The 24,384-nt window shown below is 49.3% G+C and carries 22 protein-coding genes and 1 other annotated feature; of the genes, 8 read left to right on the forward strand and 14 right to left on the reverse strand.

The features are described from left to right. Positions 1–13 precede the first annotated feature (13 nt). Complete coding sequence (gene cggR / locus AADZ70_RS11750; RefSeq protein ID WP_016937886.1) at positions 14–1,048, reverse strand: gapA transcriptional regulator CggR; 1,035 nt, start codon at positions 1,046–1,048, stop codon at positions 14–16. Between the two features lie 264 nt (positions 1,049–1,312). Beyond that, on the reverse strand, positions 1,313–2,707 hold the full coding sequence (locus AADZ70_RS11755) for a sugar porter family MFS transporter (RefSeq protein ID WP_095241316.1): 1,395 nt from the start codon (positions 2,705–2,707) through the stop codon (positions 1,313–1,315). 224 nt (positions 2,708–2,931) lie between these two features. Here AADZ70_RS11755 and AADZ70_RS11760 point away from each other — a divergent pair, with 224 nt between their 5' ends. Next, positions 2,932–4,020, forward strand: coding sequence for a GntR family transcriptional regulator (locus tag AADZ70_RS11760; RefSeq protein ID WP_047477197.1), 1,089 nt, complete (start codon positions 2,932–2,934; stop codon positions 4,018–4,020). A gap of 35 nt (positions 4,021–4,055) precedes the next feature. On the opposite strand, the gene AADZ70_RS11765 is transcribed toward AADZ70_RS11760, so the two are convergent. After that, positions 4,056–5,063 (reverse strand): LLM class flavin-dependent oxidoreductase, encoded by a 1,008-nt coding sequence (locus tag AADZ70_RS11765; protein WP_064778603.1) that lies wholly within the window; start codon positions 5,061–5,063, stop codon positions 4,056–4,058. 275 nt (positions 5,064–5,338) lie between these two features. On the opposite strand from AADZ70_RS11765, the gene AADZ70_RS11770 reads away from it, so the two are divergent. Then, positions 5,339–5,746 (forward strand): hypothetical protein, encoded by a 408-nt coding sequence (locus tag AADZ70_RS11770; protein WP_045925929.1) that lies wholly within the window; start codon positions 5,339–5,341, stop codon positions 5,744–5,746. 30 nt (positions 5,747–5,776) lie between these two features. Here AADZ70_RS11770 and AADZ70_RS11775 read toward each other — a convergent pair whose 3' ends face one another. Then, positions 5,777–6,655: a LysR family transcriptional regulator gene (locus AADZ70_RS11775; RefSeq protein WP_342007079.1), complete on the reverse strand. Its 879-nt coding sequence runs from the start codon at positions 6,653–6,655 to the stop codon at positions 5,777–5,779. A 97-nt stretch (positions 6,656–6,752) separates the two neighbouring features. On the opposite strand from AADZ70_RS11775, the gene AADZ70_RS11780 reads away from it, so the two are divergent. Then, positions 6,753–7,670: a DMT family transporter gene (locus tag AADZ70_RS11780; RefSeq protein WP_342007080.1), complete on the forward strand. Its 918-nt coding sequence runs from the start codon at positions 6,753–6,755 to the stop codon at positions 7,668–7,670. 34 nt (positions 7,671–7,704) lie between these two features. Here the strand turns inward: AADZ70_RS11780 and AADZ70_RS11785 are convergent, their stop codons facing one another. Beyond that, complete coding sequence (locus AADZ70_RS11785) at positions 7,705–9,045, reverse strand: amino acid permease (protein ID WP_047477202.1); 1,341 nt, start codon at positions 9,043–9,045, stop codon at positions 7,705–7,707. Positions 9,046–9,107: 62 nt separating this feature from the next. Further along, positions 9,108–9,347, reverse strand: a binding site (T-box leader). Between the two features lie 92 nt (positions 9,348–9,439). Next, positions 9,440–9,598 (reverse strand): hypothetical protein, encoded by a 159-nt coding sequence (locus AADZ70_RS11790; RefSeq protein WP_016937878.1) that lies wholly within the window; start codon positions 9,596–9,598, stop codon positions 9,440–9,442. 150 nt (positions 9,599–9,748) lie between these two features. Here AADZ70_RS11790 and AADZ70_RS11795 point away from each other — a divergent pair, with 150 nt between their 5' ends. The 3 genes from AADZ70_RS11795 to AADZ70_RS11805 all read left to right on the forward strand — a co-directional run bounded on the left by AADZ70_RS11795 (position 9,749) and on the right by AADZ70_RS11805 (position 13,687). Next, a complete protein-coding gene (locus AADZ70_RS11795) occupies positions 9,749–10,606 on the forward strand; it encodes a MurR/RpiR family transcriptional regulator (RefSeq protein WP_049627435.1) in 858 nt (285 codons plus the stop codon). 181 nt (positions 10,607–10,787) lie between these two features. Then, positions 10,788–12,332 carry a gluconokinase gene (gntK, locus tag AADZ70_RS11800; protein ID WP_064778601.1) on the forward strand — a complete coding sequence of 515 codons (1,545 nt, stop codon included), beginning with the start codon at positions 10,788–10,790 and terminating at the stop codon, positions 12,330–12,332. Between the two features lie 26 nt (positions 12,333–12,358). Beyond that, a complete protein-coding gene (locus AADZ70_RS11805) occupies positions 12,359–13,687 on the forward strand; it encodes a GntP family permease (RefSeq protein WP_016937875.1) in 1,329 nt (442 codons plus the stop codon). 33 nt (positions 13,688–13,720) lie between these two features. Here AADZ70_RS11805 and AADZ70_RS11810 read toward each other — a convergent pair whose 3' ends face one another. From AADZ70_RS11810 to AADZ70_RS11830, 5 genes are all read right to left on the reverse strand, one after another. Next, positions 13,721–14,443: a lactate utilization protein C gene (locus AADZ70_RS11810; RefSeq protein WP_342007081.1), complete on the reverse strand. Its 723-nt coding sequence runs from the start codon at positions 14,441–14,443 to the stop codon at positions 13,721–13,723. Continuing rightward, the gene (locus AADZ70_RS11815; RefSeq protein WP_045925923.1) at positions 14,443–15,873 is read right to left on the reverse strand and encodes a LutB/LldF family L-lactate oxidation iron-sulfur protein; all 1,431 of its coding nucleotides are present in this window, start codon (positions 15,871–15,873) and stop codon (positions 14,443–14,445) included. The genes AADZ70_RS11810 and AADZ70_RS11815 overlap by 1 nt, the downstream gene beginning before the upstream one ends. 27 nt (positions 15,874–15,900) lie before the next feature. After that, a complete protein-coding gene (locus AADZ70_RS11820) occupies positions 15,901–16,617 on the reverse strand; it encodes a (Fe-S)-binding protein (RefSeq protein ID WP_016937872.1) in 717 nt (238 codons plus the stop codon). A 170-nt stretch (positions 16,618–16,787) separates the two neighbouring features. Further along, entirely contained in the window at positions 16,788–17,978 is a 1,191-nt protein-coding gene (locus AADZ70_RS11825; RefSeq protein ID WP_188154428.1) for a PLP-dependent aminotransferase family protein, read from the reverse strand. Between the two features lie 30 nt (positions 17,979–18,008). Beyond that, positions 18,009–18,728 carry a FadR/GntR family transcriptional regulator gene (locus AADZ70_RS11830; protein ID WP_060964222.1) on the reverse strand — a complete coding sequence of 240 codons (720 nt, stop codon included), beginning with the start codon at positions 18,726–18,728 and terminating at the stop codon, positions 18,009–18,011. 204 nt (positions 18,729–18,932) lie between these two features. Between AADZ70_RS11830 and lutP the strand changes: the two genes are divergently transcribed. Continuing rightward, positions 18,933–20,609, forward strand: a complete 1,677-nt coding sequence (lutP, locus tag AADZ70_RS11835) for an L-lactate permease LutP (RefSeq protein ID WP_342007082.1) — start codon at positions 18,933–18,935, stop codon at positions 20,607–20,609. Positions 20,610–20,645: 36 nt separating this feature from the next. Here the strand turns inward: lutP and rpoN are convergent, their stop codons facing one another. Beyond that, the gene (rpoN, locus tag AADZ70_RS11840; RefSeq protein WP_049628769.1) at positions 20,646–21,956 is read right to left on the reverse strand and encodes an RNA polymerase factor sigma-54; all 1,311 of its coding nucleotides are present in this window, start codon (positions 21,954–21,956) and stop codon (positions 20,646–20,648) included. Positions 21,957–22,033: 77 nt separating this feature from the next. Here rpoN and yvfG point away from each other — a divergent pair, with 77 nt between their 5' ends. Then, positions 22,034–22,252 (forward strand): protein YvfG, encoded by a 219-nt coding sequence (gene yvfG / locus AADZ70_RS11845; protein WP_003151570.1) that lies wholly within the window; start codon positions 22,034–22,036, stop codon positions 22,250–22,252. Positions 22,253–22,265: 13 nt separating this feature from the next. Here the strand turns inward: yvfG and AADZ70_RS11850 are convergent, their stop codons facing one another. Then, complete coding sequence (locus tag AADZ70_RS11850; RefSeq protein WP_342007083.1) at positions 22,266–23,231, reverse strand: polysaccharide pyruvyl transferase family protein; 966 nt, start codon at positions 23,229–23,231, stop codon at positions 22,266–22,268. After that, complete coding sequence (locus AADZ70_RS11855) at positions 23,210–24,382, reverse strand: aminotransferase class I/II-fold pyridoxal phosphate-dependent enzyme (protein WP_342007084.1); 1,173 nt, start codon at positions 24,380–24,382, stop codon at positions 23,210–23,212. Before AADZ70_RS11855 ends, AADZ70_RS11850 begins: the two co-directional genes overlap by 22 nt. Between the last annotated feature and the right edge of the window lie 2 nt (positions 24,383–24,384).

Genomic DNA, 24,384 nt, shown 5'->3' on the forward strand with positions numbered 1-24,384 from the left:
AAGTGAGAGATATTTATATTGAGGGACTGTTATCCCTTAATAACTTCTTTGCGGCTCCTTCGTCCGTGACGAGAACCGTGTTTCGCTGCTTTTTAAAATAAGCTTCGATTGCTTCTGCTTTTGATGATCCGCCCGCTACTGCGATAATGTCGGGAATGGCATCGAGGTCATCGAGCTGCATTCCGACTGAATGCACCTTGTGAACGACTTCTCCGTCCGCATTAAAGTAGTAGCCGAATGCTTCTGTCACCGCATGATTGTCATCTATTTTCTTCAAATCTTCCAAAGGCGTGTTTCTTCGCTCCGCCATTGTTCTAGCTTCGCCGATTCCGTGAATGAGCATACTCGCTGATTTAATCGTCTGAAGCACCTCTTTTACGGAAGGTTCTTCAATAATAGATGAATAGGCGCCTTGTGACAGCTGTCCGGGAACAAACAAAAGCCGGTAAGTGCCTGAAGCCTTTTCCGCCATATGCGCGCATATGGTGTTCGCCTGGTTTTTCACGTCTTCGCCTAAACCGCCTCTTGCAGGCACAAACAAAAGCTCGCGGTTTTTAGAATCCGGCGTCATCATATCAGCGACGGCTTCAATTGTTGTACCGCCGGTTACAGCGACGATATTTTTGCCTGAAAATCTCTTTTTCATACACGCAACGGCCGCTCTCCCTAATTCTTTTTTGACCCAAGGAGATTGGTCGCTGTCTCCGGAGACGATAATGGCGTCTTTCAGATTAAGCCGCTCTTTTAATGTCTTTTCCAAAAGCGTCAATCCTAAAACATCCTTCATCGTATCTTCCAGAATCGAAAGCAGTGAATAGCCTTCTTCCGTCATTGTCATGCCGTTTGTTTTAATATCAATGAGATTCTGTTCTTTCAAAAACTGAACCTCGCTTCTGAGAACGCGCTCGGTCAATCCGAGACTGGCTGCGAGACTTCTGCGGCCGATCGGTTCGGTAAGCCTGATATACTGCAAGATTTCAAATCTTTTCTGCATGACAAGCAAAAGATCAGGCAATAATTTTTTTTGAGCTTGGATTAACTGGTTCATGACTCAAACGTTCCTTCCTATTCATACTGGACAGAAAATGTCCCGCTATGACAAAAAACGTCCCATCATAGCCAAAAAAAATTATGTCTGCTTTCTTTAATTATTTTAACAGGATGACTTTGTTAATTCAACTGTTAAAGGTCAATTCCTCGACATTCTTCGCAGGATTTACCAGTATCTCCTTGATACAGTCATTATATACAGAAACGGACTGAAAGTGACAGACAAAAGCCCGCCGGAGCGGACTTTTGTCGTAAAGCGCTTTCATTTTATCCAGAGTTTTTCTATTTCCTCTAATGATTTATTTTTCGTCTCAGGGCAGATCGTCACGACAAACAAGAAACAGAGAATATTAATGACGGCGAATATCCAGAAAGTGTACGCGAGACCCAGCCCGCTGATCATCATCGGCACGAATTGGCCGATCGCCCAGTTCGCCCCCCACAGGAATATCGTCGCAATACCGGCGGCGCGTGCGCGGAGGTGGTTCGGAAAGATTTCTGAAATCATGATCCACGTAATCGGCCCGACTGAAACGCAGAAAGCGGCGACGAATCCTAATATAATGACGACTAAAGCCGGACCGCTTGCCAGCTGAAAATAAAAGGATGCCCCGATTAAGATCATGAACAGCGCCATAAAGGCTGATCCGACCCCCATCAGCTTTTTCCGGCCAACTTTATCGACTAAAAGAACCGCAATAATGGTGAAAATCACTTCGACGACACCGACGATGCATGTCGTGACAAACCCCGCATTCTGCCCGAAGCCCATCATTTTGAAGATTTCCGGCCCGTAATACGTAATCGCGTTCATGCCGATGACCTGATTGAACAAAGCCAGCAGAATCCCGATCACAAGCGCTTTTCTCAGCCCCGGTTTAAACAGCTGAGACAATGAACCCATTTTTTCTAATTGTAAAGACGTTTCGATTTGTTTGATTTCTTCTTTCGCGGTCTGCTCGCCGTTAATGCGCGTCAGCACGGCGAGAGCTTCATTCCTGCGCCCCGCTTTTGCAAGCCAGCGCGGACTTTCCGGCACGATAAGCAGCACGATAAAAAAGATGACAGACGGAATCATGCCGTAAGCGAGCATCCACCGCCAGCCGGTGTGCACCCCCCATTCATATGAGCCGGACTGCTGGACGGCGAGGTTAATAAAATAAGTGCCGGAGATGCCCAATATCGTAAACAGCTGATACAGTGAGGACAGACTGCCGCGTATGGCCGGCGGAGCGGCTTCGGTAATATAGGTGACAGAAAGCGAGGAGCCCATTCCGATCCCCAGACCGCCGATGACTCTGGCGATAATTAAGGAAGACACACTTTGAGAAAGCGCAGAGACAACCGCTGACACCGCAAACAAAAGGGCCGCTGCCATCAGAACCTTTCTCCGTCCGAAACGGTCACTCAAAAATCCGGAAATACCGACGCCGAAAACACCGCCGATCATAATGCTTGAAATCACGAGCCCTTCCATAAAAGGACTTAAACGGTACAAGTCTTTCAGAAAACCGATGGCGCCGGAAATAACCGCCGTGTCATAACCGTACAAAAGCCCTCCCAGTCCGGCCGCGCATGAGATAAGAATGACAAACCACTTCGAATGCTCCCGAGTGACAGGTACATTTGAGCCAATTGGTGCCGGGTGATTCTTCATGAATTTTACCCTCCCGCGAATAATAGAATAAAAACGCTTACAAATTAGAGTGTTGTTACATTTGTACGTACTTATAAAGAATTTTATCTAAAAATAAGAAAAATTAGTACGTACAAATAAAGAATAAGCAGTTTTTCAGAATCTGTCAATTGTTTTTACGACTTGATGAAAGGGCTTACTATGTTATACTGGAATTTGTCCGTATACATTTTGGAGGAATTGATATGCTACCGAAATATGCTCAAGTAAAAGAAGAAATTTGTTCATGGCTGAATCAAGGGAAAATACAGCCTGACCAAAAGCTGCCTACGGAAAATGAGCTGATGCAGCAGTTCGGCGTCAGCCGCCATACCATCAGAAAAGCGATCGGGGATTTAGTCTCGCAGGGGCTGCTGTACAGCGTTCAGGGCGGAGGCACCTTTGTCGCTTCACGCACGGCGAAATCAGCCATGCATTCAAACAAAACGATCGGCGTCATTACAACGTACATATCAGACTATATTTTCCCGAGCATCATCAGGGGAATCGAATCTTATTTAAGCGAACAAGGCTATTCCATGCTGCTGACGAGCACCAACAACAATACAGAAAGTGAACGACGTGGCCTTGAAAACCTGCTGTCTAAAAATATAGACGGGCTGATTGTCGAGCCTACGAAAAGCGCGCTGCAGACGCCCAACATCGGCTATTATCTCAATCTGGAGAAAAACGGCATTCCTTTTGCCATGATTAACGCTTCTTATGCGGAGCTGGCCGCACCGAGCTTTTCCGTCAATGATGTCAAAGGCGGCATGATGGCTTGCGAATACGTCATGTCCCTCGGCCACACGCACATTATGGGAATTTTTAAAGCGGATGACACGCAGGGCGTCAAACGAATGAACGGCTATCTGCAGGCGCATCGGGAGCGCGGAATCTTCCCGTCTCCGGACATGATCGTAACTTACACGACTGAGGAAAAAGAAACCGTGCTTCTCCAAAAGATTAAGGATACCCTTGAGCAAAACAGCGGGTCATACCCGACGGCCATTCTTTGTTATAATGATGAAATTGCGCTGAAGACGATTAATCTTCTCAGAGAATTCGGCTTAAAGGTGCCTGATGACGTGTCAGTCATGGGCTATGATGATTCACATTTCGCCCAGATTTCCGAGGTGAAGCTCACCTCTGTCAAGCACCCGAAATCCATTATGGGGAAAGCGGCGGCAAAATACGTCATCGACTGCTTAGAACATAAAAAACCGAAGCAAGATGACGTCGTGTATGATCCGGAACTCGTCATCCGGAATTCCGTCAGGCGGATCGGCGAATGAAAAAAGCAATGTGCTGCGCACATTGCTTTTTTTGATCAGCTGTTTTTTAATTCGGCGATGATTTCAAACGACCGCATTCTGTCGGCATGCTCAAAGCTTTCTGAATTGACCATGATTTCATCCGCCTGTGTTGTCCGGATGAAGCTTTCCAGCTTTTCCTTCACACGATCCGGTCCGCCGACGATCGTTGAACTGAGCTGTTCATTGACCATCGCTTTTTCATACGGCGACCAGATTTGATCCATGTCTTCAACAGGGGGCTTCAGCTGGTTCGGCGTGCCGCGGACGAGGTCTAAAAATCTTTGATAATGCGATGTCGCCAGATGCTCCGCCTTTTCATCCGTGTCCGCGGCAATAACGGTAACGCCGACCATCGCGTACGGTTTATCCAGTACGTCTGACGGACGGAAGGAGCTTCGGTATAACTCAAGAGCCGGCACGGTGTTTTTCGGTGAGAAATGAGCCGCAAAGGCGAACGGAAGCCCGAGCTCTCCGGCAAGGCGTGCGCTGAAGCCGCTTGAGCCCAGAAGCCAGATCGGCACGTCCAGCCCTTCGCCCGGAATGGCGCGGACTTGATTGCGCACATTGCCTGTCGGTTTGAAGTAATTTCTCAATTCTTCAAGCTGCTCCGGGAAATCCTCCCCGCTGTTTATGTTTCTTCTTAAGGCTCTTGCCGTTAATTGGTCGGTTCCCGGCGCACGTCCGAGTCCGAGGTCAATCCGCCCTGGATATAACGTTTCAAGGGTTCCGAATTGCTCCGCGATTATAAGTGACGAATGATTCGGCAGCATAATGCCGCCTGAACCGACGCGGATTTTTTTCGTGCCGCCGGCGATGTGGCCGATCAGCACTGACGTTGCCGAGCTGGCGACGCCTTCTATATTATGATGCTCCGCCAGCCAATAGCGGTTATAGCCCCACTCCTCGGCGCGGCGCGCTAAATCCATGCTGTTGCGGAACGATTCAGCAACCGTTCCCCCCTGTACGACCGGCGATAAATTCAATACGGAAAACGCAGTATCTTTCAATGTATGTTCAGCCATCGTTTTCTCCTTTATGGTTTAGTGTAAGCAGATCTTAAACAAGGTCTCTACCACCCACCTTACCACAGCTTATCACGTGAGTTAAACAATTTGATTCGATGATCTTCGAACAATCAGTAAGCGGTCGTCACTAGTGAACTCTGTATGAATGAATCTATTACATTCAGATATCAAGAGCTTTTCATCCTATAAAAGTGAAAATCTATCGTTGAAAGAACAGACCCAATAATGTTAAGATATGTATGATATTGAATAGGAAGGAAGTCATTGTCTATATGCGTAAAAAAATCTTAATGGCACTCACAACAGCTTTACTGGCAGCAATCTTTTTTACAGGAAACACCGATAAGGCATACGCCGCAGACTTTTATGACGGCACTCAGCAGCATTTAAATGTAAGCGGATTTACCGATGCCTCCTACTACACGAAAAAAGCGAAAACTGTCGATTTTACTCTCAGTACACCGTATCCGTCTAATCGAACCTTTAAAGGAAACCTATACTTACAGCGAAAGTCAGGAAAGAAATGGACGACTTGCAAAAAAACAACCTTTTCATTCTCAGTAAGGGTGACTAAGTCATTCTCTTTAAAAGGATGCAAGACAGGTTATTATCGTGTCAAAGCCACGTTCAGCGGTTCAAAACTTGTCAATACGACAAACTCTTTTAAAATTAACCGATAAGATTCAGGACCCTAAGATGATTAGGGTCTTTTATTCATTCTTTGTGAGTTCCTGCGCGATTTGAATAAAAAGTTTTGCCGCCAATGAAGCCTCTTTTACGGAAGGAACGGCAAGCAGAACATCGCGGTACAACGCCTGATTCAGATCTCTCGTCACGACATTGTCCGGCAGCGATATTCCCGACATAGACATTTGTGATAATATCGCGATTCCCAGCCCTTCTTTAATCATGCTGATGGACGTATTGACGTTGTAAACAGTGAATGCGGCAGTCAGCACAGATCCTGCCTCCCTAAACATATCAATAAGCGGTGATTCGTACCCTCCGTCACAGATGATCATCGGCTGGCAGTCAAGGTCTTTCAGAGTGATTGACTCACAGCTGCAAAGCGGATGATCATTTCTAAGCACGACGGCCATTTTATCTTTTTTCAGCGGCAGATATTCCATATCTTCCGTAGGAAAAAGAGTAATACCTACATCTATTACCCGGGAACGGAGCCATTCCTTTACTTCGTTGACCGTTCCTTCATGAAGCACCAATTCAAGCTTCGGATACCGCTTTTTAAACATGCTGATCAGCTTTGGAATGAAATAAGCGGAAGCGGCCGGAAATGTGCCGACGTGAATCGTTCCCTGTTCAAGCCCTCTTTCCGCGGCCGCCAGCTGTTCGGCTTTTTCTATGCCTTTGAGCACCTCTCTGATATGGACGAGAATTTTTCCGCCCGTGTCCGTGAGCCTTAAGCCGTTGCGGCGCTCGCGGATGATCAGCTTAATGCCGAGCTCTGACTCAAGCGCAGAAATGGCATGGCTGACGGCGGGCTGCGTCATATTCAGCGCCTGCCCCGCTTTTGTAAAGCTTCCCGTTTCAGCAATTTGAACAAAAACCCGCAGTTGTGTAATCGTCATAACGTTTTACTTATGCTCCTTATAAAAAAGATTCATTTTATTTATCTTGCTGATTACCGTATCATATGATGGAATTGTTCTACAAGGAGTGAACGACGTGAAACAGCTTTCGAAAATACAGACAGCTCTCATGCTGGCGTTTTTAGTTACGGTATGGGGGATTAACTGGCCGCTGACAAAGGCCGCGCTTGCCTATTCGCCGCCACTTCTGTTTGCCGGAATCCGCACGCTGATCGGCGGAATTCTATTATTAATGGTGGCGCTGCCCCGTTTTAAAAAGCTGCGTTTTAAAGAAACGTGGCCGATCTATCTGATTTCTGCTATTTTAAATATTACTTTATTTTACGGCCTGCAAACGGTCGGCTTGAATTACCTGCCTGCCGGCCTATTTTCAGCCATTGTGTTTTTCCAGCCTGTTTTAATGGGTGTTTTTTCTTGGCTGTGGCTCGGGGAATCGATGTATCCTTTGAAAATAGCCGGGCTTATTCTGGGCTTTTCCGGTGTCGCCGTCATCAGCTCAGCCGGTTTCGGAGGTCATATTTCCATCGCCGGCATTCTTTTGGCCTTAGGCTCCGCAGTCAGCTGGGCGCTCGGCACGGTATATGTGAAAAGAACGGGCGGACGCGCGGACTCGATCTGGATGGTCGCTCTTCAGCTTCTGATCGGCGGCGTGCTGCTTGTGAGCTCCGGCAGTTTTTCAGAAAGCTTTTCAGCGATTCAATGGAAAGCTCCGTTCATTCTGAGCCTTCTGTTCATTTCGGTATTTGTCATCGCGCTCGGCTGGCTCGCCTTTTTTACGCTTGTCGGTTCAGGGGAAGCAAGCAAGGTTGCCTCTTACACCTTCCTGATCCCGCTTATATCCATTGTCGTCAGCTCGATATTCCTGCATGAGCCGCTGACCGTCAGCCTTTTGGCCGGACTGCTTCTGATTGTCACAAGCATTTGCTTTGTGAATATAACACCAAAGAGACTGAAAACACCTGCTTTGGCCGCAGAAAAAAAGGCCGCTCATTAAAAAAACTCTTGCCGCGGGGCAAGAGTTTTTTTGTTTATTGATGTCTCCCTTTCACGAGATACGCAGCCGTAATAAGCAGGTAGATGGCCGCGGTGATGCATGTGATGACAATGGATGTCGTCGCAATTACGCCGATCAGGATGGCCAAAAGCGCAAGCACCGCGAACCAGGTCGTGTACGGGAACCATTTGACGTAATAAGCCGGCTGTTCTGTTGAATGTTTTCTTGATTTCAAATGGGCGAATCCGATAATCAGCCAGATGAACAGCACGGTATAGCCGAGTGAACCCATCAAATAATTAAACGTCTGGCTTCCTGCAAATAAAGAAATCAGAACGCCTACATATAAAAATGACGTACAAGTCAGAATCGCATAGACGGGAACCTTTTTCTTCGATAGTTTTGAAAAGATTTTCGGCACCCGGCCGTCAGAAGCCTGCGTAAATAAGACGCGGGATGACCCATACAATCCCGAGTTCATAGACGAGATAATCGCAAGAAGAATGACGGCATTCATAATATGGTCGGCACCCGGAATTCCGATCATCTTAAATACTATGACAAACGGGCTTTCGGGAACGCTGTTGACTTGATTCCAAGGAATCAGGCTGACGATGATGAAAAACGGCAGCAAATAAAAAGCGACAATCCGCGTTAACGTGCTTCGGACAGCTTTCGGAATCACCTTTTCGGGGTTTTTTGTCTCCGCCAGCGTGACGCCGATGATTTCCGTTCCGCCGTATGAGTAGATCACGACGAGCATCGCCGTAATGACGCCCCCCGCTCCATGCGGGAAGAACCCTCCGTGATCCGTTAAATGAGACAGCCCCGGCGCCGTGTGATTGCCGAATGAGAAAAATAAAAGCAGAATTCCGCATAAAATAAAGATGACAATCACCGTAATTTTAATGAGCGCAAGCCAGTACTCTGTCTCGGCAAAAAGCTTCACAGAAAGCATGTTTACGACCGTTACCACAATGGAAATAATCAAAGCGAGTATCCATATCGGACATTCCGGCAGCCAATATTGAATGAAAATGGCGGCTACGACCGCCTCTGCGGCAATATTGAGCACCCACATTTTCCAATAGATCCAGTCTAAAAAGTATGCAGCGTACGATCCGAGAGACTGCTCAACCAAATCACGGAACGTTCTTGCATGTTTGTTTCTGACAGCCATTTCGGCCAGCCCCTGCATAATAAACAGCAGAATGATTCCGCCGAGGAGGTAGGCCAGCAGCACGGAAGGCCCGGCTTCATCAATCGCCGTGCTGCTGCCTTTAAAGAGCCCGGCCCCAATTGCGCCTCCAAGCGCCATCATCATAATGTGTCTGGACGACATCGTCCGTTTCAACGTTTGCTTGTCCTTTTCCATCTATCACACGCCCTCTCGCAAAAAGTGTTCATCACATAAAAAAGCACGCCGCCTCTTTTTAGAAAAGAGACGGCGTGCCTCAGGCAGCCGCGGTACCACTCTTGTTGATCCCAAATATCCGGAATCCAGCTTGAAAACCTTTTAACGAAGGTCAGCCGTTAGGACATAGGGAATATTCCGATAATTCCGTTCCGCCCTGCCACTTCCGGGCGAGTTCAAAGAACAATCAGTCCGCGTTGCACCACCCCGCGGCTCTCTTTTTCTGACTGGATTCTTTTACTGCTCCCGTTCACAGTGTTTTATGTTAAATGAATCTCTTGAGTTTTTATTTTCTGAATATAGTAACATAATATACAGTCTTCTAATTTCAAAGTCAATACTAATTTTTACCGTCCTATTGTCCTTCCCGGTCATTCGAAAATCTCAGCTGAAAACCGGAAACAAGGCTTTGCTTTCCAGGTGCCGCGCTTTCCGCTTTCACCTTAGTGTTTGCGTATAAAAACAGCGCAAGCGCAATGCCGAAGGATATGACGAGAATCCATGCTTTTTTCATCCAGATGCCTCCTCACTTTCTATCATCGGCGGCCTTTCTCTTTTTTTATACACCAAATCGAAAAAACAATTTTAAAATTCTGTTTTCCTTATATTGAAACTTGCTTTATCATAAAAGTATGCGTTTACATTCGAATAGGGAGGTTATAGCATGACCCCTGTCAATTCAAGCAGTATCGGGAAGATTCAGGCAGCCAGCAAAGGCTTGTCGCCAAAATTGAGAGCGATTGCAGACCATATCGTGAAGGAACCGAAAGACGTGGTTCATCTCTCTATCATTCAGCTGGCGGAAAAAACGAAAAGCTCTGAAGCGACGATTTTCAGGCTGTGCAAGCGGCTCGGTTTTTCCGGCTATCAGGATTTAAAAATCGCGCTTGCTCAGGAAATCGTTCAGGAGCCTGTGCAGCACATTCATGAAGAAATGAGCCCTGATGACGATACCGAAGTCATCATCCAAAAAGTTTTCCGCGCAAATATTTCCGGCCTGACCGATACGTTTCAGTTGTTAGATCCGGCCGATGTTGAAAAAGCGGTAGAGATGATTCACGGCGCAGACAGAATCGAATTTTACGGAAACGGCGGCTCCGGGCTGATCGCCACAGATGCGTATCATAAGTTTATGCGCACGGGCATAAACTGCATCGCTCACACGGACTCTCACTTTCAGGCGATGTCAGCGGGTCTTCTCGGTCCCGGAAGCGCAGTCATTGGGATTTCTCACTCGGGGAGCAACAAGGATGTGCTCGACGCGGTGAAAACGGCCAAATCGCTCGGCGCGGGCACGATCGGCATTACAAGCTACCAAAAGTCGCCGCTCACCCAGATTTCTGACGTTGTGCTGTATACATCAACAAGGGAGACGGCCTTCCGAACGGAAGCGATGTCCGCAAGACTCGCCCAGCTGACGGTCATTGATACACTTTATTTCGCAACGGCCCGTCTGCGGCAAGAGAAAACGCTCGCCAACTTGCAGCAAATCAGAAAAATGATCGCGCACAAACGTTTGTAACCGTTTTCTGAATATTTATTTTTCAAAGAGAAAAGCCGATACAGCGGGAATTGAGGCAATTTTGTGAAAAAAATTTTCTTCTCTATCGTTGATTTATAAAAAAATTATTCCTATAATTGACTTTGTAAGGGCATACATTATCAATCTATCTTATTATTCAATTAGAGTAGGCGGGATATATATGAAGGAAACCCAAGCTGTTATCGGTCTGGATATCGGCACGACCAGCACGAAAGCCGTTCTGTTCGGACCAAGAGGCAAAGTGCTATCCAAACATTCGGTTCACTATGATTTAATACAGCCAAAGCCGGCATGGGCCGAGCAGGATCCCGAGCACATTTTGGAAGCTGTTATCGCGAGCATCAGAGGCGCCGTCACAAAGGCCGGACTGAGCCCGGACAACCTGCTGGCAATCGGTATCAGCACCGCCATGCACTCATTGATTGCTGTCGATCAAAACGGCGGCCTGCTGACCAAAAGCATCATTTGGGCGGACAACCGCAGCGCCGAGCAATCAAAACGGATTTTAAAAGAAATGAACGGTTTCGATATTTATAAAAGAACGGGCACACCGATTCACCCGATGTCTCCCCTTTCCAAAATTGTGTGGATGAGAGAACAGGATAAGGAGACATTCGCGAAAGCCGCCAAATTCATCAGTATTAAGGAATATATTTTGCACGAGTTTTTCGGAACTTATGTCGTTGATTATTCGATCGCTTCGGCAACGGGGCTGTTCCGTTTAGAGACGCTTTCATGGGATGAAGAAGCGCTCCGGATTGCCGGAATCCGGGAAGATCAGCTGTCGGACATCGTGCCGACCACTCACCGGCTATGCGGCCTTGCGCCGGAAATCGCGGCACGGATGGGCATTCATGCGAATACTCCGTTTATCATCGGCGCAAATGACGGCGTGCTTGCCAATCTGGGAGTAGGCGCGATCGGCAAAGGCGAGGTAGCCGTTACGATCGGAACAAGCGGAGCCGTACGTTCGGTGACGGATAAGCCGGTGACGGATGAAAAAGCGCGGACGTTCTGTTATGCGCTGACTGACAAGCATTGGGTCATCGGAGGACCGACGAATAACGGAGGCATTATGCTGCGCTGGCTTCGTGATGAATTCGCTTCTCCTGAGGTCGAAACGGCGAAGCGGCTTGGCATCGATCCGTACGATTTAATGATTGATATCGCGGATAAAGTGCCCGCAGGCTCTGATGGTCTGCTGTTTCTGCCGTTTTTATCAGGAGAGCGCGCGCCGTTTTGGAATCCGAATGCCCGCGGAACGTTTTTCGGCATCAGCCTCCGCCATAAACGGGAGCATTTTATCAGAGCGGTGCTGGAAGGCGTCATCATGAGCGTCTTTTCGATCGGTGTCGCACTGAGAGATTTGGCGGGCCCCGCAAAAGATGTGCGGGCATCCGGAGGGTTTGCGAGATCGCCGCTGTGGAGGCAGATTTTGTCCGATACGATGGGACGGGAAGTCCTCGTTCCGGAAAGTTATGAGGCATCGGCGCTCGGAGCTGCCGTCCTCGCTTTACACAGCATTGGCGAAATGGAACAGATTGAGGATGTTCAGGACTGGATCAGAATTTCTCACCGTCATGAACCGAATGTCAAAAACAGCGAAACATATATTGAGCTGTTTTACTTATACGAGCGGCTGTATGACAAGCTCAAAGATGAATTTGACGTCATCAGTGAATTTCAGCTCAAACAAAGCCGTTAATTCTTCTTTGAAAGGGTGAAAAGGTCATGTTACTGTTTATAGTCATTGCCGCTATTATCGTTTTACTCTTATTGATTACGGTCGCTAAGTTAAATCCTTTTATCAGTCTTTTGATTACATCCATTCTTGTCGGTTTCGCAGCGGGCATGAAGCTGCCGGACATTATCACTTCGATGAAAACCGGGCTCGGCAATACGCTGTCTCTGCTTGCGATCGTGCTGGCCCTCGGCACGATGCTCGGAAAAATGATGGCTGAATCAGGCGGTGCGGAGCGGATCGCCCACACCCTGATCGGCCGTTTCGGCAAAAAGAAAGTGCATTGGGCGATGGTGGCCGTCGCTTTTATCGTCGGCATCCCGGTCTTTTTCCAGGTCGGCTTCGTCCTGCTCGTGCCGCTTCTGTTTACGATTGCGATTGAAACCGGTGTTTCATTAGTGACGATCGGAATTCCGCTCCTTGCGGGACTTTCCGTCGTGCACGGATTGGTTCCGCCCCACCCTGCGGCGATGGCGGCTGTCGGCATTTATCACGCCAATGTCGGAAAAACGATTGTGTATTCTTTAATTGTCGGCATTCCGACTGCTATCATCGCAGGGCCGCTTTACGGAAAATGGATCGGTAAGCGCATTCACAAACCCGTCCCCGAACTGTTGAAAAAACAATTTATTGAACGGAATGAAAAACGTAAGCTTCCGGGATTCGCAAATACATTGTTTACGATATTAGTACCGGTGATTCTGATGCTTATGGCAACGCTTGCCGAAATTGCGCTTCCGGAAAAAAGCGCGCTCTATGACACTTTTAAATTTATCGGCGACCCTGTCACGGCGCTTTTGATCGCCACGGTTTACTCCTTTTTCAGCCTTGGATTTTATCAAGGCTTTAACAGAGAAAGCATTTTAAAATTCAGCAATGACTGTCTGGGACCGATCGCTTCCATTCTGCTCGTGATCGGAGCCGGCGGCGCTTTTAACAACGTTCTGATTGATTCAGGCGTCGGCACGTACATCGCAGACATGGCGAAGCATTCGAGCTTCTCTCCCGTTCTTTTAAGCTGGACGATCGCGGCAGTCATCCGTGTCGCGACAGGTTCAGCGACTGTCGCCATGATGACGGCGGCCGGTATTGTTGCACCGATTGCATCTGTCATGCCGGGGGTCAGCAGCGAGCTTCTTGTTTTGGCAACGGGAGCGGGCTCTCTGATTCTTTCTCACGTCAACGACTCCGGTTTCTGGCTCATTAAAGAGTATTTCGGAATGACCGTGAAAGAAACGTTCCTGACATGGACGGCGATGGAAACGATTATTTCTGTCAGTGCGATTTGTTTTATTATGATTATTAACGCGTTTATATAAAAACAACCCCCGGTTTTGGCCGGGGGTTGTTTTTTATCGGTCATTCACAAGGATATAAGCGGCTTTCACGGGTCCGTGGACGCCGACAACCAAGTCCATTTCGATATCGGCCGAGTTGCTCGGTCCGGTAATATAGTTGATGCAGGAAGGAACGGTGACGCCGTCTCTGATCTGCTGTTTCAGGATATCGCTGGCCTGCGTCATTCTCGGCACAATGGAAGATTTCGGAATGATTGCGATATAGGTGATCGGAAGCAGGCTGACTGATCGGCCGGCATGCTCTGACGCATACAAAACGACGGTGGCTGATTCAGCAAGCGTAATCTCGCTGAATGTAATGCCTACATTCGCTTGTTCCGCTTTTTCAATATTTTTCGCTCCTTGTTCCGCATCCCATTCCCAAACCGGAATGCCTTCATCCGGCCACTCTTCCGACACAAGAGTCTGCAGGCCGTACGTTTCAAAGCGGCTGTCTTTCGGAATGATGACAGGCCCTCCTTCAAAACGGTCCACCTGCGTGCGCAAAGCGGCGTACAGCCCGGCGGCATCCGTTTCGATCAGCTCGGTATGAATGTTGACGCAATGGTCTTTCAGCATCGTGACAAGATCATCTTCCGTACAGCCCGCATGCGTTTCATATTGAGGCTGGTACTTCCATTCAGGCAGGGACACGCCTGCTTTTCTGCGCTCTCTGCCCAGACGTTCGGCGATCCGGTTTAAAAAGGATTCCTGATGTTTAACCGTCCCTTTCATCATCATTCTTCCCCCTTTTGTTTTTCCCGGTCAAAAAACCAATCTCTGAATCTCGATTTATGCGGCGCCGGGAAGTCCCGGACTGCGGTCCATCCCTTTAACGGCCCCGGCCCTTTTGATATTTTGTCATCTTCCGTAAACGGCGTCATGGCTGCAGGCGCCCATTTTGATCCCATTTTATAAAGGGACGGGGATGACGAGCCGATCCCGAAGGCTTTCATGGCCAGTTTTTCGCTGAACGGCGCTTTGCCCTCTTTTTCCACGATGTTCTGCCGATGCTTGAGCAGCAGCTCGTGCAGCGGAATTTTAACAGGACACGCTTCCGTGCAGGCCGCGCATAAGGAAGATGCGTACGGGAGCTCCTTATACTCATCATATCCGCCGAGAAGGGGCGATAGGACGGCGCCGATCGGACCCGAATAGATGGACCCGTACGAGTGTCCGCCGACATGCCGGTATACGGGACAGACATTGATGCAGGCGGCGCAGCGGATACATTGCAGCACCGATTGAAATTCCGTGCCGAGTATGCGGGAACGCCCGTTATCCACGACCACGAGGTGGAATTCCTCCGGCCCGTCTGCTTCTCCTTCCTGCCGGGGGCCCGTCAGCGCCGTAATGTAGCTTGTAAGCCGCTGGCCGACGGCGCTTCTCGTCAGCATGCTGACAAGCACTTCAAACTCAGAAAATGAAGGAACGATCCGCTCCATTCCCATCACGGTGATCTGCGTCTTCGGCAGCGCGGACACAAGGCGGCCGTTTCCTTCGTTTGTCACGAGACTGACCGATCCCGTATCCGCGATTGCAAAGTTACAGCCCGTGATGCCGACATCCGCTTCGAGAAATTTTTTCCGGAGGACGCTGCGCGCGTGCATGACGAGCTCTTCCGGTTTTTCCGTCTGTTTGTATTCGAGTCTCTCTTTAAAGACGTCACGAATCTGCTCTTTGTTTTTGTGAAGAGCCGGAGCAACAATATGTGACGGCGGATCGTGATCGTCAATCTGGAGAATATATTCGCCGAGATCCGTTTCTGTGACTTCACAGCCCTCTTCTTCAAGCACTTCGTTCATATTGATTTCTTCTGTCACCATGGATTTGGATTTTACGATTTTTTTGGCGTTTTTCTGCCGGATGACATCGCGGATATAGGAGGACGCTTCTTCCGCCGTTTCGGCGAAAAATACGTGCCCCCCTCTTTTGGCGACGTTTTCGGCGAGCTGTTCTAAATAGAAATCAAGATTGTCCAGCACATGCTGTCTGATTTCCTCCGCATGGGAACGCCAATCCTCCCAGTTTCCCAATTCCTCTGCCGCCTGAAGCCTTCTCGTCCTGAGCCGTTCCTGCGCTCCGGAGACGGCTCCTCTCATAAATTCATTATCTATTCCTTCTGATACCCGCTCTTTAAAAGCGGCGGTACCGATTTTCATCGCCATGATTTTACCCCCCTGTGGTTTCTCCTTTTATCTGCTGTTCAGCACTTCGGCGATGTGCATGACTCTGACGTTTTTATCCTTACGGTCAAGACGCCCTCCGATATTCATCAGACAGCCGCAATCCGCCCCGATCAGCACCTCGGCCTCCGTTTCTTCCACGCAGGCGACCTTTTCATCCACCATTTGCTCAGAGATTTGCGCCATTTTTACTGAAAACGTTCCTCCGAATCCGCAGCATTGATGTTTTCCGGGAAGCGAAGTAAACTCAAGCCCCTTTACATGGCGCAAAAGCTTCATCGGCTCCTCCGACACGCCGAGCAGCCTTGTCATGTGGCACGACGTATGTAATGTCGCTTTTTTATGCAGCACCGCCCCGACATCCTCCACTCCGAGAACATTGACGATAAAATCTGTTAACTCATACGTTTTGTCCGCAAGCTGCTGCGCTTTTTCCGCCCACTTCGGATCGTCCTGAAACAGATGCGGATATTCACGGAACATCGTCGTACAGGAACCTGACGGACTGACGACGTACTCCGCTTTTTCAAACGCGGCAATCATCTGCTTCATTGCTTTTTTCGCGTCCGTCACATACCCGCTGTTGTATGCGGGCTGCCCGCAGCAAATCTGACCCTCGGGAAAATCCACCTCACAGCCGAGCCGTTCCAGCACCTCAACCGTCGCCTTTCCGACATTGGTCTGGAACATATCCACAAGGCACGTGACAAATAATGAGACTTTCATGATGAACCCCTCTTTCATCCTCAATATGTGATCCGGTCATCTGATGACCTGTTTTTGGAAAGCTCTATAAATATCCTACACTATTCTGAATATGGATTGGAAGGTTTTTCTGAAAAATCCTTTTGTCCGATGCGCTAAGAGCACAAAAAAAGAGAAGCCCGAATGCTTCTTTACGCCTCATTTTTCAGCAGGCATCCCAGCCGTTGGACCCCCTCTTTTAGCGCGGCTTTTCCTGCGTAACTGAACGACAGACGGAGATATTCTGCGCCGTCTTCCTGATGCAGAAAAAAATATTTACCGGGTACATAGGAAACACCGTGAGAAAGAGCCCGCTCCAGAAGTGCAGACGTATCAGCCCCCGGCACTTTCACCCAGACAAAATAACCGCCGTCCGGCACGTGCCAGGATGCGGACTCCGGCAGATATTGCTTTAATGCGGCGATCAATACGTCACGTTTGCTCCGGTATGCTTTACGCAAGGCGGCGAGCCGTTCTTCAACATTCGTTTGTTCCAGATAGACGGCGGTCACCGCTTGAGAAAATGGATGATCCAAGTCTTTTTTAAACCAAGACAACGCCTTGATGAATGCAGCGTCCCCTGCAATCCAGCCGATTCTCAGACCCGGGGCGATGACTTTTGAAAATGAACCGGCGTACAGCACCCGGCCGTTCTGATCCATGGCTTTCAATGACGGCGGGATATCCGTGAATCCGAGCTCGCCGTATGCGTCATCCTCCAAGATGAGAAAATCATATGTGTCGGCAAGCTGAAGCAGGCGGGTTCTCCGCTTCGCTGACATCACGGTTCCCGCAGGATTCTGAAAAGCGGGTATCGTGTAAAGAAGACGCGGAAGCACAAGCCCTTTTCGTTTTCTTTCCTCAAGCATGAACGCTAATGTTTCTGTTTGCAGGCCGTCTTGATCTGCCGGAATGCTTATCATATGCGGTGTGTAATTTTTAAAAATCTCGAGCGCTTCCATGTAAGCCGGAGCTTCTGCGGCAGCGGCGGTTTGTTCATCGAGGAACACCCGGGCTGCCAGATCTATCGCCTGACAGGAGCCCGAGGTCACGAGCAGTTCATCGTCACGGCAGCGAATGCCGCGGATGGCCAACCGTTCTTGAATCTGCTTTTTTAAAACGGCCGTCCTCGGACTTCCCATATAATGCAGCGGCAGATCGCGCTCCTCATCCAGAAGGCGGGACGCGGCTTCTTTCAGCTCCTTATCAGGAATGAGCGCGGGATCGGGATAGCCGGAATGCAGAGGGATGCACGCTTTTGGAACAGCCGGCATCCACTCCCCGGGAGGATCGTTTGTCAGAGCTTTCTTTACATGGTCAGGAAAAAAAGATTCGGCCTGCATGTGATCTTATCCCCTTTCACAAGTCAGCTTCTATACATTTTCTTCAAAATAAGCCCCCAGCACTTCTTCCACATTGGTCAGGTGCGCGGTCATCGCGGCTTCCGCTTCATCCGCGTCTCCGGCCGCGACGGCGCTGTAAATGCGTTCATGCTCTTCATACAATCGCTGCACGCTCGTTCGTTTAGAAAACAGCCAGATTCTTCTCGTTTCTCTCATCGTTTCCAAAAGAAGCGCAGAGACATGATTCATGAGATGCTTGAGCAGGCCGTTTTGTGATGCTTCCGCCAGCGCCATGTGAAAGGAGAAATCTGCTTTTTCGCCCAATTCTTCGTCTCCGTCGATGTCTTTCATCTCCATGAGGGCCTGGCGGATTTTTTGTAAATCCTCTTCGGTGCGTTTTTCAGCGGCCATGGCGGCGACGCCGAGTTCAAGCAGCTTTCTCACTTCGAGCAGCTGTTTGACATCCTCTTTTTTCATTAAGAGAGCGGAAGAAAGCGGCTGGGAAATATGGGACGGCTCAAATTCTCTTATGTATGTGCCTTCTCCCTGCTTCATGTCGACGAGGCCCATCGCTTTTAAAGCCGACAGCGCTTCTCTGACCGCCGAGCGGCTGACCTGAAAGCTCTCGGAAAGCGCCTGAACGGAATCAAGCTTTTCACCCGGCTTAAGCTCGCCCGCTTTTATCTTCTCCAGCAATGCATCAGCGATTTCTTCGTAAATTTTTTTCGTTTTAATTTGTTTATATTTCAACGCGATCACCCCGTCACTTGTGAATCTTGATGTTTATCGTCTATTATACTTCTTTTTTCGCACGGCCGACAGGTTCAGACAATTTGTTCAAGAAAAGGATTGTATTTTCAAAACTTTCAAAATATAATGCTAATTAACCCGGTCATCAGATGACCTTATCATAAAAGTAATCGCTTGCATGACATAAGGAGGGGTTTTTTAGGGATGCAATGGACACAGGGGTATGCTCCATTAGGGGGAAATTTGCTTTTATCGGCAGCTTGCGCGCTCGTGCCGATGATCTTCTTATTTTGGGCGCTTGCGGTGAAACGGATGAAGGGGTATATAGCGGGGCTTTTGACGTTAGCCGTTTCGCTTTTAATCGCTGTATTTGTGTACGGCATGCCGGCGGAAAAAGCGGTGCTGTCGGCCTCGCAGGGAGCGGTGTACGGGCTGCTTCCGATCGGCTGGATTATCGTCACATCGGTCTTTTTGTATAAAATCACCGTGAAAACGGGACAATTTGAGATTATCCGGAGTTCAGTGCTGTCGATTACAGATGACCGGCGTTTGCAGGCGCTGCTCATCGCCTTTTCTTTCGGGGCGTTTTTAGAAGGCGCCGCCGGTTTCGGCGCTCCCGTCGCGATCTCGGCCGCTTTGCTTGTCGGACTTGGTTTTCAGCCGCTTTATGCGGCGGGGATTTGCCTGATTGCCAATACGGCGCCCGTTGCCTTTGGCGCGATCGGCATTCCGATTACCGCCGTCGAAGGTCCGACCGGGATACCGGCTATGGACATTTCCCAAATGGTCGGCCGGCAGCTGCCGTTTTTATCCGTGTTTATACCGCTTTATTTAATTATTTTGATGAGCGGGTTTAAAAAGGCTTTTGAAGTATGGCCGGCCATTCTTGTTTCCGGCGTCTCCTTTGCGGCCGTGCAGTACGCAAGCTCGAACTTTTTAGGGCCTGAACTGCCGGATGTGCTGTCAGCGCTAGTTTCCATGGCCGCGCTCGCTGTGTTTTTAAAGTTTTGGAAACCGAAAACGGCCTTTCGTTTCGCGGCAGAACGGGAATCAGCAGCGTCCATCGACGGGGTGCCGGCCGTGTACGGAGGCGCTCAAATATTTAAAGCGTGGTCTCCTTTTCTTCTTCTGACGGCCATGATATCCGTTTGGGGGATTCCCGGCGTGAAGGCCGCCCTGACCGGCCATTATGAAGGAACGTCAATTTGGCTTTCCTGGCTGAATGCAGCCGGGCGTGCATTGACTTTCACGCCTCCCGTCCCATTTGTAAATCAGCAAATTCTTCAGGCGGATGGCACGCCGATTGAAGCGGTGTACAAGCTTGAGCTTCTCGGTTCAGCGGGCACGGCGATTCTGATTGCCGCCGTCATCTCCAAGTTCGCACTCGGCATGTCGTGGAAGGCATGGGGCGGGGCGTTTATAGAAACGGTGAAAGAATTGACGCTTCCGATCGTCACCATCGTTTCTGTTGTCGGCTTTGCTTATGTGACGAATGCTTCCGGCATGAGCACGACACTCGGTCTTGCGCTTGCCATGACGGGCGCGATGTTTACCTTTTTTTCACCTGTGCTCGGCTGGCTCGGCGTGTTTATTACCGGCTCTGATACGTCGGCCAATCTGTTATTCGGCGGATTGCAAAAGGTGACGGCGCTCTCTGTCGGGATGGAACCGGTTCTCTCCGTCGCCGCCAATTCATCAGGCGGTGTCACCGGAAAAATGATTTCTCCGCAATCCATTGCGGTTGCCTGTGCCGCTGTCGGTCTGGCGGGCAAGGAAGCTGACCTTTTTCGCTTTACGATTAAGCACAGTCTGTTTTTGCTTCTGCTCGTCTGTCTCATGACATTTTTACAGCATCATCTGTTTTCATGGATGATCCCGTAACACGGAGAACCTCCCCGGGCATGGCTCGGGGAGGTTTCAGCTGTACCGTTTTCGCGCAGATGACGGCGGAATATTTAATTGGTCACGGTATTTGGCGACGGTGCGTCTGGAGATTCGGATGTCATGTTGTTCGTGCAGCAGATCGGCAAGCTTTTGGTCTGAAAAAGGTTTCTTTTTATCTTCTTTACGGACCAATGCTTCCAGATGCGCTTTTACGGCATAATTGGAGGCGCCGCCGTCTCCCGATGATTCAGCTTTCGCCGAGAAAAATGTTTTCATTTCATACAGTCCGTACGGCGTCTGGACGTACTTCCCTTTGATGGCCCGGCTGATCGTTGATTCGTGGAGCTCCAGCGTTTCCGCCACCTCTCTTAGGGTCAGCGGCTGCATTCCGCTTTTTCCTGTGAGAAAAAAGGATGCCTGCCGTTCAGTCAGGACGCCGATGATTCTCGTGATGGTTTGTTTTCTTTGCGACAACGCCCGGTTCAGCCAGCGCCATTCCTGATATTTCGCCGACAGATAATTTTTCGTATCACGGCATCCGGCGGCTGACAATAGCGGCTGGTAATGGGCATGAAGCTGGATGTCAGGGAACGAACGGCTGTTGAGCCGCGCTTGAATGGTGCCGTTTTTCACCGTGATGAAAATATCCGGTTCTACATAAAAACCCGGCTCCTCATGCGCATAACGGAGCCCCGGCCTCGGATCAAGCGCGCTGATCATGTCAAAGATGTCCTGAATGTCTTTCAGCGGAATGCCCGTCTTCATTGTAAGCGCTTTCCAGTTCTTTCTTGCAAATAGCTCAAAATAGTCGCCGGCAATCCATTCCGCCTGTTCGTTCCGTTCGGGCAGACGGCGGAGCTGAAGAAGGATGCATTCCTGCAAAGACCGAGCACCGATTCCCGCGGGCTCAAGCGATTGAAGCTTTGAAAGAACCGCTTCCGTCTCCTCCAATGATGCGGATACATGGTCGGCGGCAGCTTGTATGTCCTCATTTAAATATCCGTTTGAATCCAAAGAATATATCAGATAATTAAAAATTTTCTTCTCATCATCGGACAGCTTCATGTCCAAGGCCTGCTGTTTGAGCGAATCCTGCAGCGTTTTGCGCGTAAGTCTGATCTGCTGGCTTCCGTCCCGTTCTTTCATCCTGTTTTTACTTGTTTTATGGTAAGATAGTGGCGGCGTGTCTGTTTCCTTTCGTTCAATCAGAGGGTTTTCCAGTGAGAGCTCATCAATATATCCGGCCAGTTCCGCGGAATTGTATCCGAGTAATGTGATGGCCTGTTTAAGCTCTTGCGTTAATTGAGGCTTTAACATTTGTGTTTGCTGAAGTTTGATATCCATCATGCTCACTCCCCTTTTTTCATTGTACATGATTGGTTTCATACCGTATATACTTATTAAAAGGAGTTGCTTTATAGATGTCAGAACTTTTTTCTGTTCCGTATTTTATTGAAAACTTTACACAGCATATTGAAATGAATCCGAATGAAGACCGAATTCATGCGATGAACAGCTATTACCGTTCCGTCGTCTCAACCCTTGTCCAGGATCAGCTGACAAAGAACTCGGTTGTGCTCAAAAGAATTCAGCATTTGGATGAGGCATATAACAAAGTAAAACGTGGAGAAACAAAATAAACCTTCCGCTCATTCAAAGCGGAAGGTTTTCCTTCGTGCCGGCGGTTTCCCCGATCAGACGGACGTCCGGCGCTTCGTGCATCCAAGTGTGATAATAGTTGGCGTTTTTCCCGTATGAATTATCAATGACGGTATTTGGTTTCCCAAGAAGCGAGGACAGAATGTGGCCGTGAAGCCTTGACGTTTCCACCGATTCGTACCTGCTGAAAAACAGGACCGCTTTTTTCGTTAAGAAATCGGAATAGCGTTTCCAAAACCGCGCAATCGGCAGCGGGTTTCCCGCTTTTTTATTCAAAACATTCAGTGTTTGGAAAAAAGCGATCCCCCGGCGGTCACTTGCTGACAGCACATGCTGCCAGTCGCAGCTTTCAACGGAAGAATCGGTTTGCAGATTCGGATTGATTTCCCCGTCCGTGCGGATAAAATGAAGCCTGCCGCGTGACGGAGCCGCTGCCATCCGTATCGGATACAGCTGATGGGCCATATCCGGCATAAGCCCGATATGATTTGCCGAAAAAAAGCGTTTCGCGGTTTCGTATGACACATGATCTCTCGTAAACAGATGCAGATCCTTGTGCTCCGCAAAAAGCGCCGCTGTCTTTCGCAGCCGTGTTTTATCCTGATAATAGATGGATTGCGGCAGAATGACGATCCTATTTTCCGGAAAGGCTTTGACGATTCTTTCTCTGAATGTCTGATAGTATGGATAAAGATCCCCGAAATTCCCGCCTCCCTGGCAGACGATGATCGTTTCTTTGCCCGCCCGGCGCCCGAATGGAAAATTATCAGGGTTCCAGCGCTGTTTCACGCGGATGCCGTGCGCTTTAAAAAACGCCTCCGTCCCTTTCATAATTAATAAATCCCCTACATTTCCGTAGAGGGGATAGTCGGCATAAATGATGTCAGACTTGGGCGGTATGACGCTGAGCAGCCCTGCCAGCGTCTCCTTTAATCGGCTCATGACATGGCGGCTGTCCATGTTTTCTCCCCTTTCGTTTCAAACAGATGCGCAAGTGCGTCAATGACACGCTGCTGCTCGTCAATAGACAAGTCAGAGCCGGACGGCAGACAAATCCCCCGGCTGAAAAGATTCTCAGAAACCCGCTCATCTTCACTGTGAGGATAAAAGACGGAAGACGAGAAAAGCGGCTGCGTATGCAGCGGTTTCCACAACGGACGGGCCTCAATATGCTGTTCTGCAAGATAGGCGACGGCTTCTTCCGGCGTCACGCCGTTATCAAGCGTCAAAGCCGTGAGCCAGCGGTTTGAAACCGTTCCTTCAAGCTCCGGCATCATGCGGATTCCCGGATACGTTTCGAGCGCTTCCCGATACCTGTGAAAAATGTCTCTCCTCGCCCGGACGCGATCTTCGAGCACTTCCAGCTGTGATATACCCACCCCTGCGAGAATGTTGCTGAGTCTGTAGTTATAACCGAGCTCACTGTGCTGGTAATGAACGGCGGCATCTCTCGCCTGTGACGCAAGAAACCTCGCTTTTTCAATCGCGGCTTCATCGTCAGACACGAGCATGCCGCCTCCCGATGTTGTAATGATTTTGTTTCCGTTAAAGGAATAAATGCCGAAACGGCCGAATGTGCCGCTCTGTCTGCCTTTATATGTTGATCCTAAAGACTCGGCAGCATCTTCAATCAGACAGACATCGTATGCGTCGCAAAGGCTCATGAGTTCATCCATTTTTGCGCTTTGGCCGTAAAGATTGACGGCGATCACCGCTTTCGGGAGCCTGCCGCGCCGGTTTGCATCACGGAACGCCCGCTCAAGCGCGTCGGGCGACATGTTCCACGTCTCCCATTCCGAATCAATAAAAACGGGCTCTGCCTGCTCGTACACAATCGGATTCGCCGTGGCGACAAATGTAAAGGAGGGGCAAAATACAGCGTCTCCTTTTTTCACACCCGCAAGCCGCAGGGCAAGATGGATGGCCGCCGTTCCCGAGCTTACGGCCGCCGCGCTTTTCACTCCCGCATATTCCGCCAGCCGCGCTTCAAACGAATTGACGAGCGGACCGAGCGGCGCAATCCAATTGGAACGGAAGGCTTCCGCGATGTATTCCTGTTCTTTTCCGCTCATATGCGGCGGAGATAAATAAATCCGTTTGTTTGTATGCATGA

This window comes from Bacillus sp. YBsi01 (assembly GCF_038406745.1).
Taxonomy (GTDB): Bacteria; Bacillota; Bacilli; order Bacillales; family Bacillaceae; genus Bacillus; species Bacillus siamensis.

Bases quoted from the DNA above. Each gene is read 5' to 3' on its own strand.
- cggR (WP_016937886.1), bottom strand. From the start codon at position 1,048: ATGAACCAGTTAATCCAAGCTCAAAAAAAATTATTGCCTGATCTTTTG.
- AADZ70_RS11755 (WP_095241316.1), bottom strand. From the start codon at position 2,707: ATGAAGAATCACCCGGCACCAATTGGCTCAAATGTACCTGTCACTCGG.
- AADZ70_RS11760 (WP_047477197.1), top strand. From the start codon at position 2,932: ATGCTACCGAAATATGCTCAAGTAAAAGAAGAAATTTGTTCATGGCTG.
- AADZ70_RS11765 (WP_064778603.1), bottom strand. From the start codon at position 5,063: ATGGCTGAACATACATTGAAAGATACTGCGTTTTCCGTATTGAATTTA.
- AADZ70_RS11770 (WP_045925929.1), top strand. From the start codon at position 5,339: ATGCGTAAAAAAATCTTAATGGCACTCACAACAGCTTTACTGGCAGCA.
- AADZ70_RS11775 (WP_342007079.1), bottom strand. From the start codon at position 6,655: ATGACGATTACACAACTGCGGGTTTTTGTTCAAATTGCTGAAACGGGA.
- AADZ70_RS11785 (WP_047477202.1), bottom strand. From the start codon at position 9,045: ATGGAAAAGGACAAGCAAACGTTGAAACGGACGATGTCGTCCAGACAC.
- AADZ70_RS11790 (WP_016937878.1), bottom strand. From the start codon at position 9,598: ATGAAAAAAGCATGGATTCTCGTCATATCCTTCGGCATTGCGCTTGCG.
- AADZ70_RS11795 (WP_049627435.1), top strand. From the start codon at position 9,749: ATGACCCCTGTCAATTCAAGCAGTATCGGGAAGATTCAGGCAGCCAGC.
- gntK (WP_064778601.1), top strand. From the start codon at position 10,788: ATGAAGGAAACCCAAGCTGTTATCGGTCTGGATATCGGCACGACCAGC.
- AADZ70_RS11805 (WP_016937875.1), top strand. From the start codon at position 12,359: ATGTTACTGTTTATAGTCATTGCCGCTATTATCGTTTTACTCTTATTG.
- AADZ70_RS11810 (WP_342007081.1), bottom strand. From the start codon at position 14,443: ATGATGAAAGGGACGGTTAAACATCAGGAATCCTTTTTAAACCGGATC.
- AADZ70_RS11815 (WP_045925923.1), bottom strand. From the start codon at position 15,873: ATGGCGATGAAAATCGGTACCGCCGCTTTTAAAGAGCGGGTATCAGAA.
- AADZ70_RS11820 (WP_016937872.1), bottom strand. From the start codon at position 16,617: ATGAAAGTCTCATTATTTGTCACGTGCCTTGTGGATATGTTCCAGACC.
- AADZ70_RS11825 (WP_188154428.1), bottom strand. From the start codon at position 17,978: ATGCAGGCCGAATCTTTTTTTCCTGACCATGTAAAGAAAGCTCTGACA.
- lutP (WP_342007082.1), top strand. From the start codon at position 18,933: ATGCAATGGACACAGGGGTATGCTCCATTAGGGGGAAATTTGCTTTTA.
- rpoN (WP_049628769.1), bottom strand. From the start codon at position 21,956: ATGGATATCAAACTTCAGCAAACACAAATGTTAAAGCCTCAATTAACG.
- yvfG (WP_003151570.1), top strand. From the start codon at position 22,034: ATGTCAGAACTTTTTTCTGTTCCGTATTTTATTGAAAACTTTACACAG.
- AADZ70_RS11850 (WP_342007083.1), bottom strand. From the start codon at position 23,231: ATGGACAGCCGCCATGTCATGAGCCGATTAAAGGAGACGCTGGCAGGG.
- AADZ70_RS11855 (WP_342007084.1), bottom strand. From the start codon at position 24,382: ATGCATACAAACAAACGGATTTATTTATCTCCGCCGCATATGAGCGGA.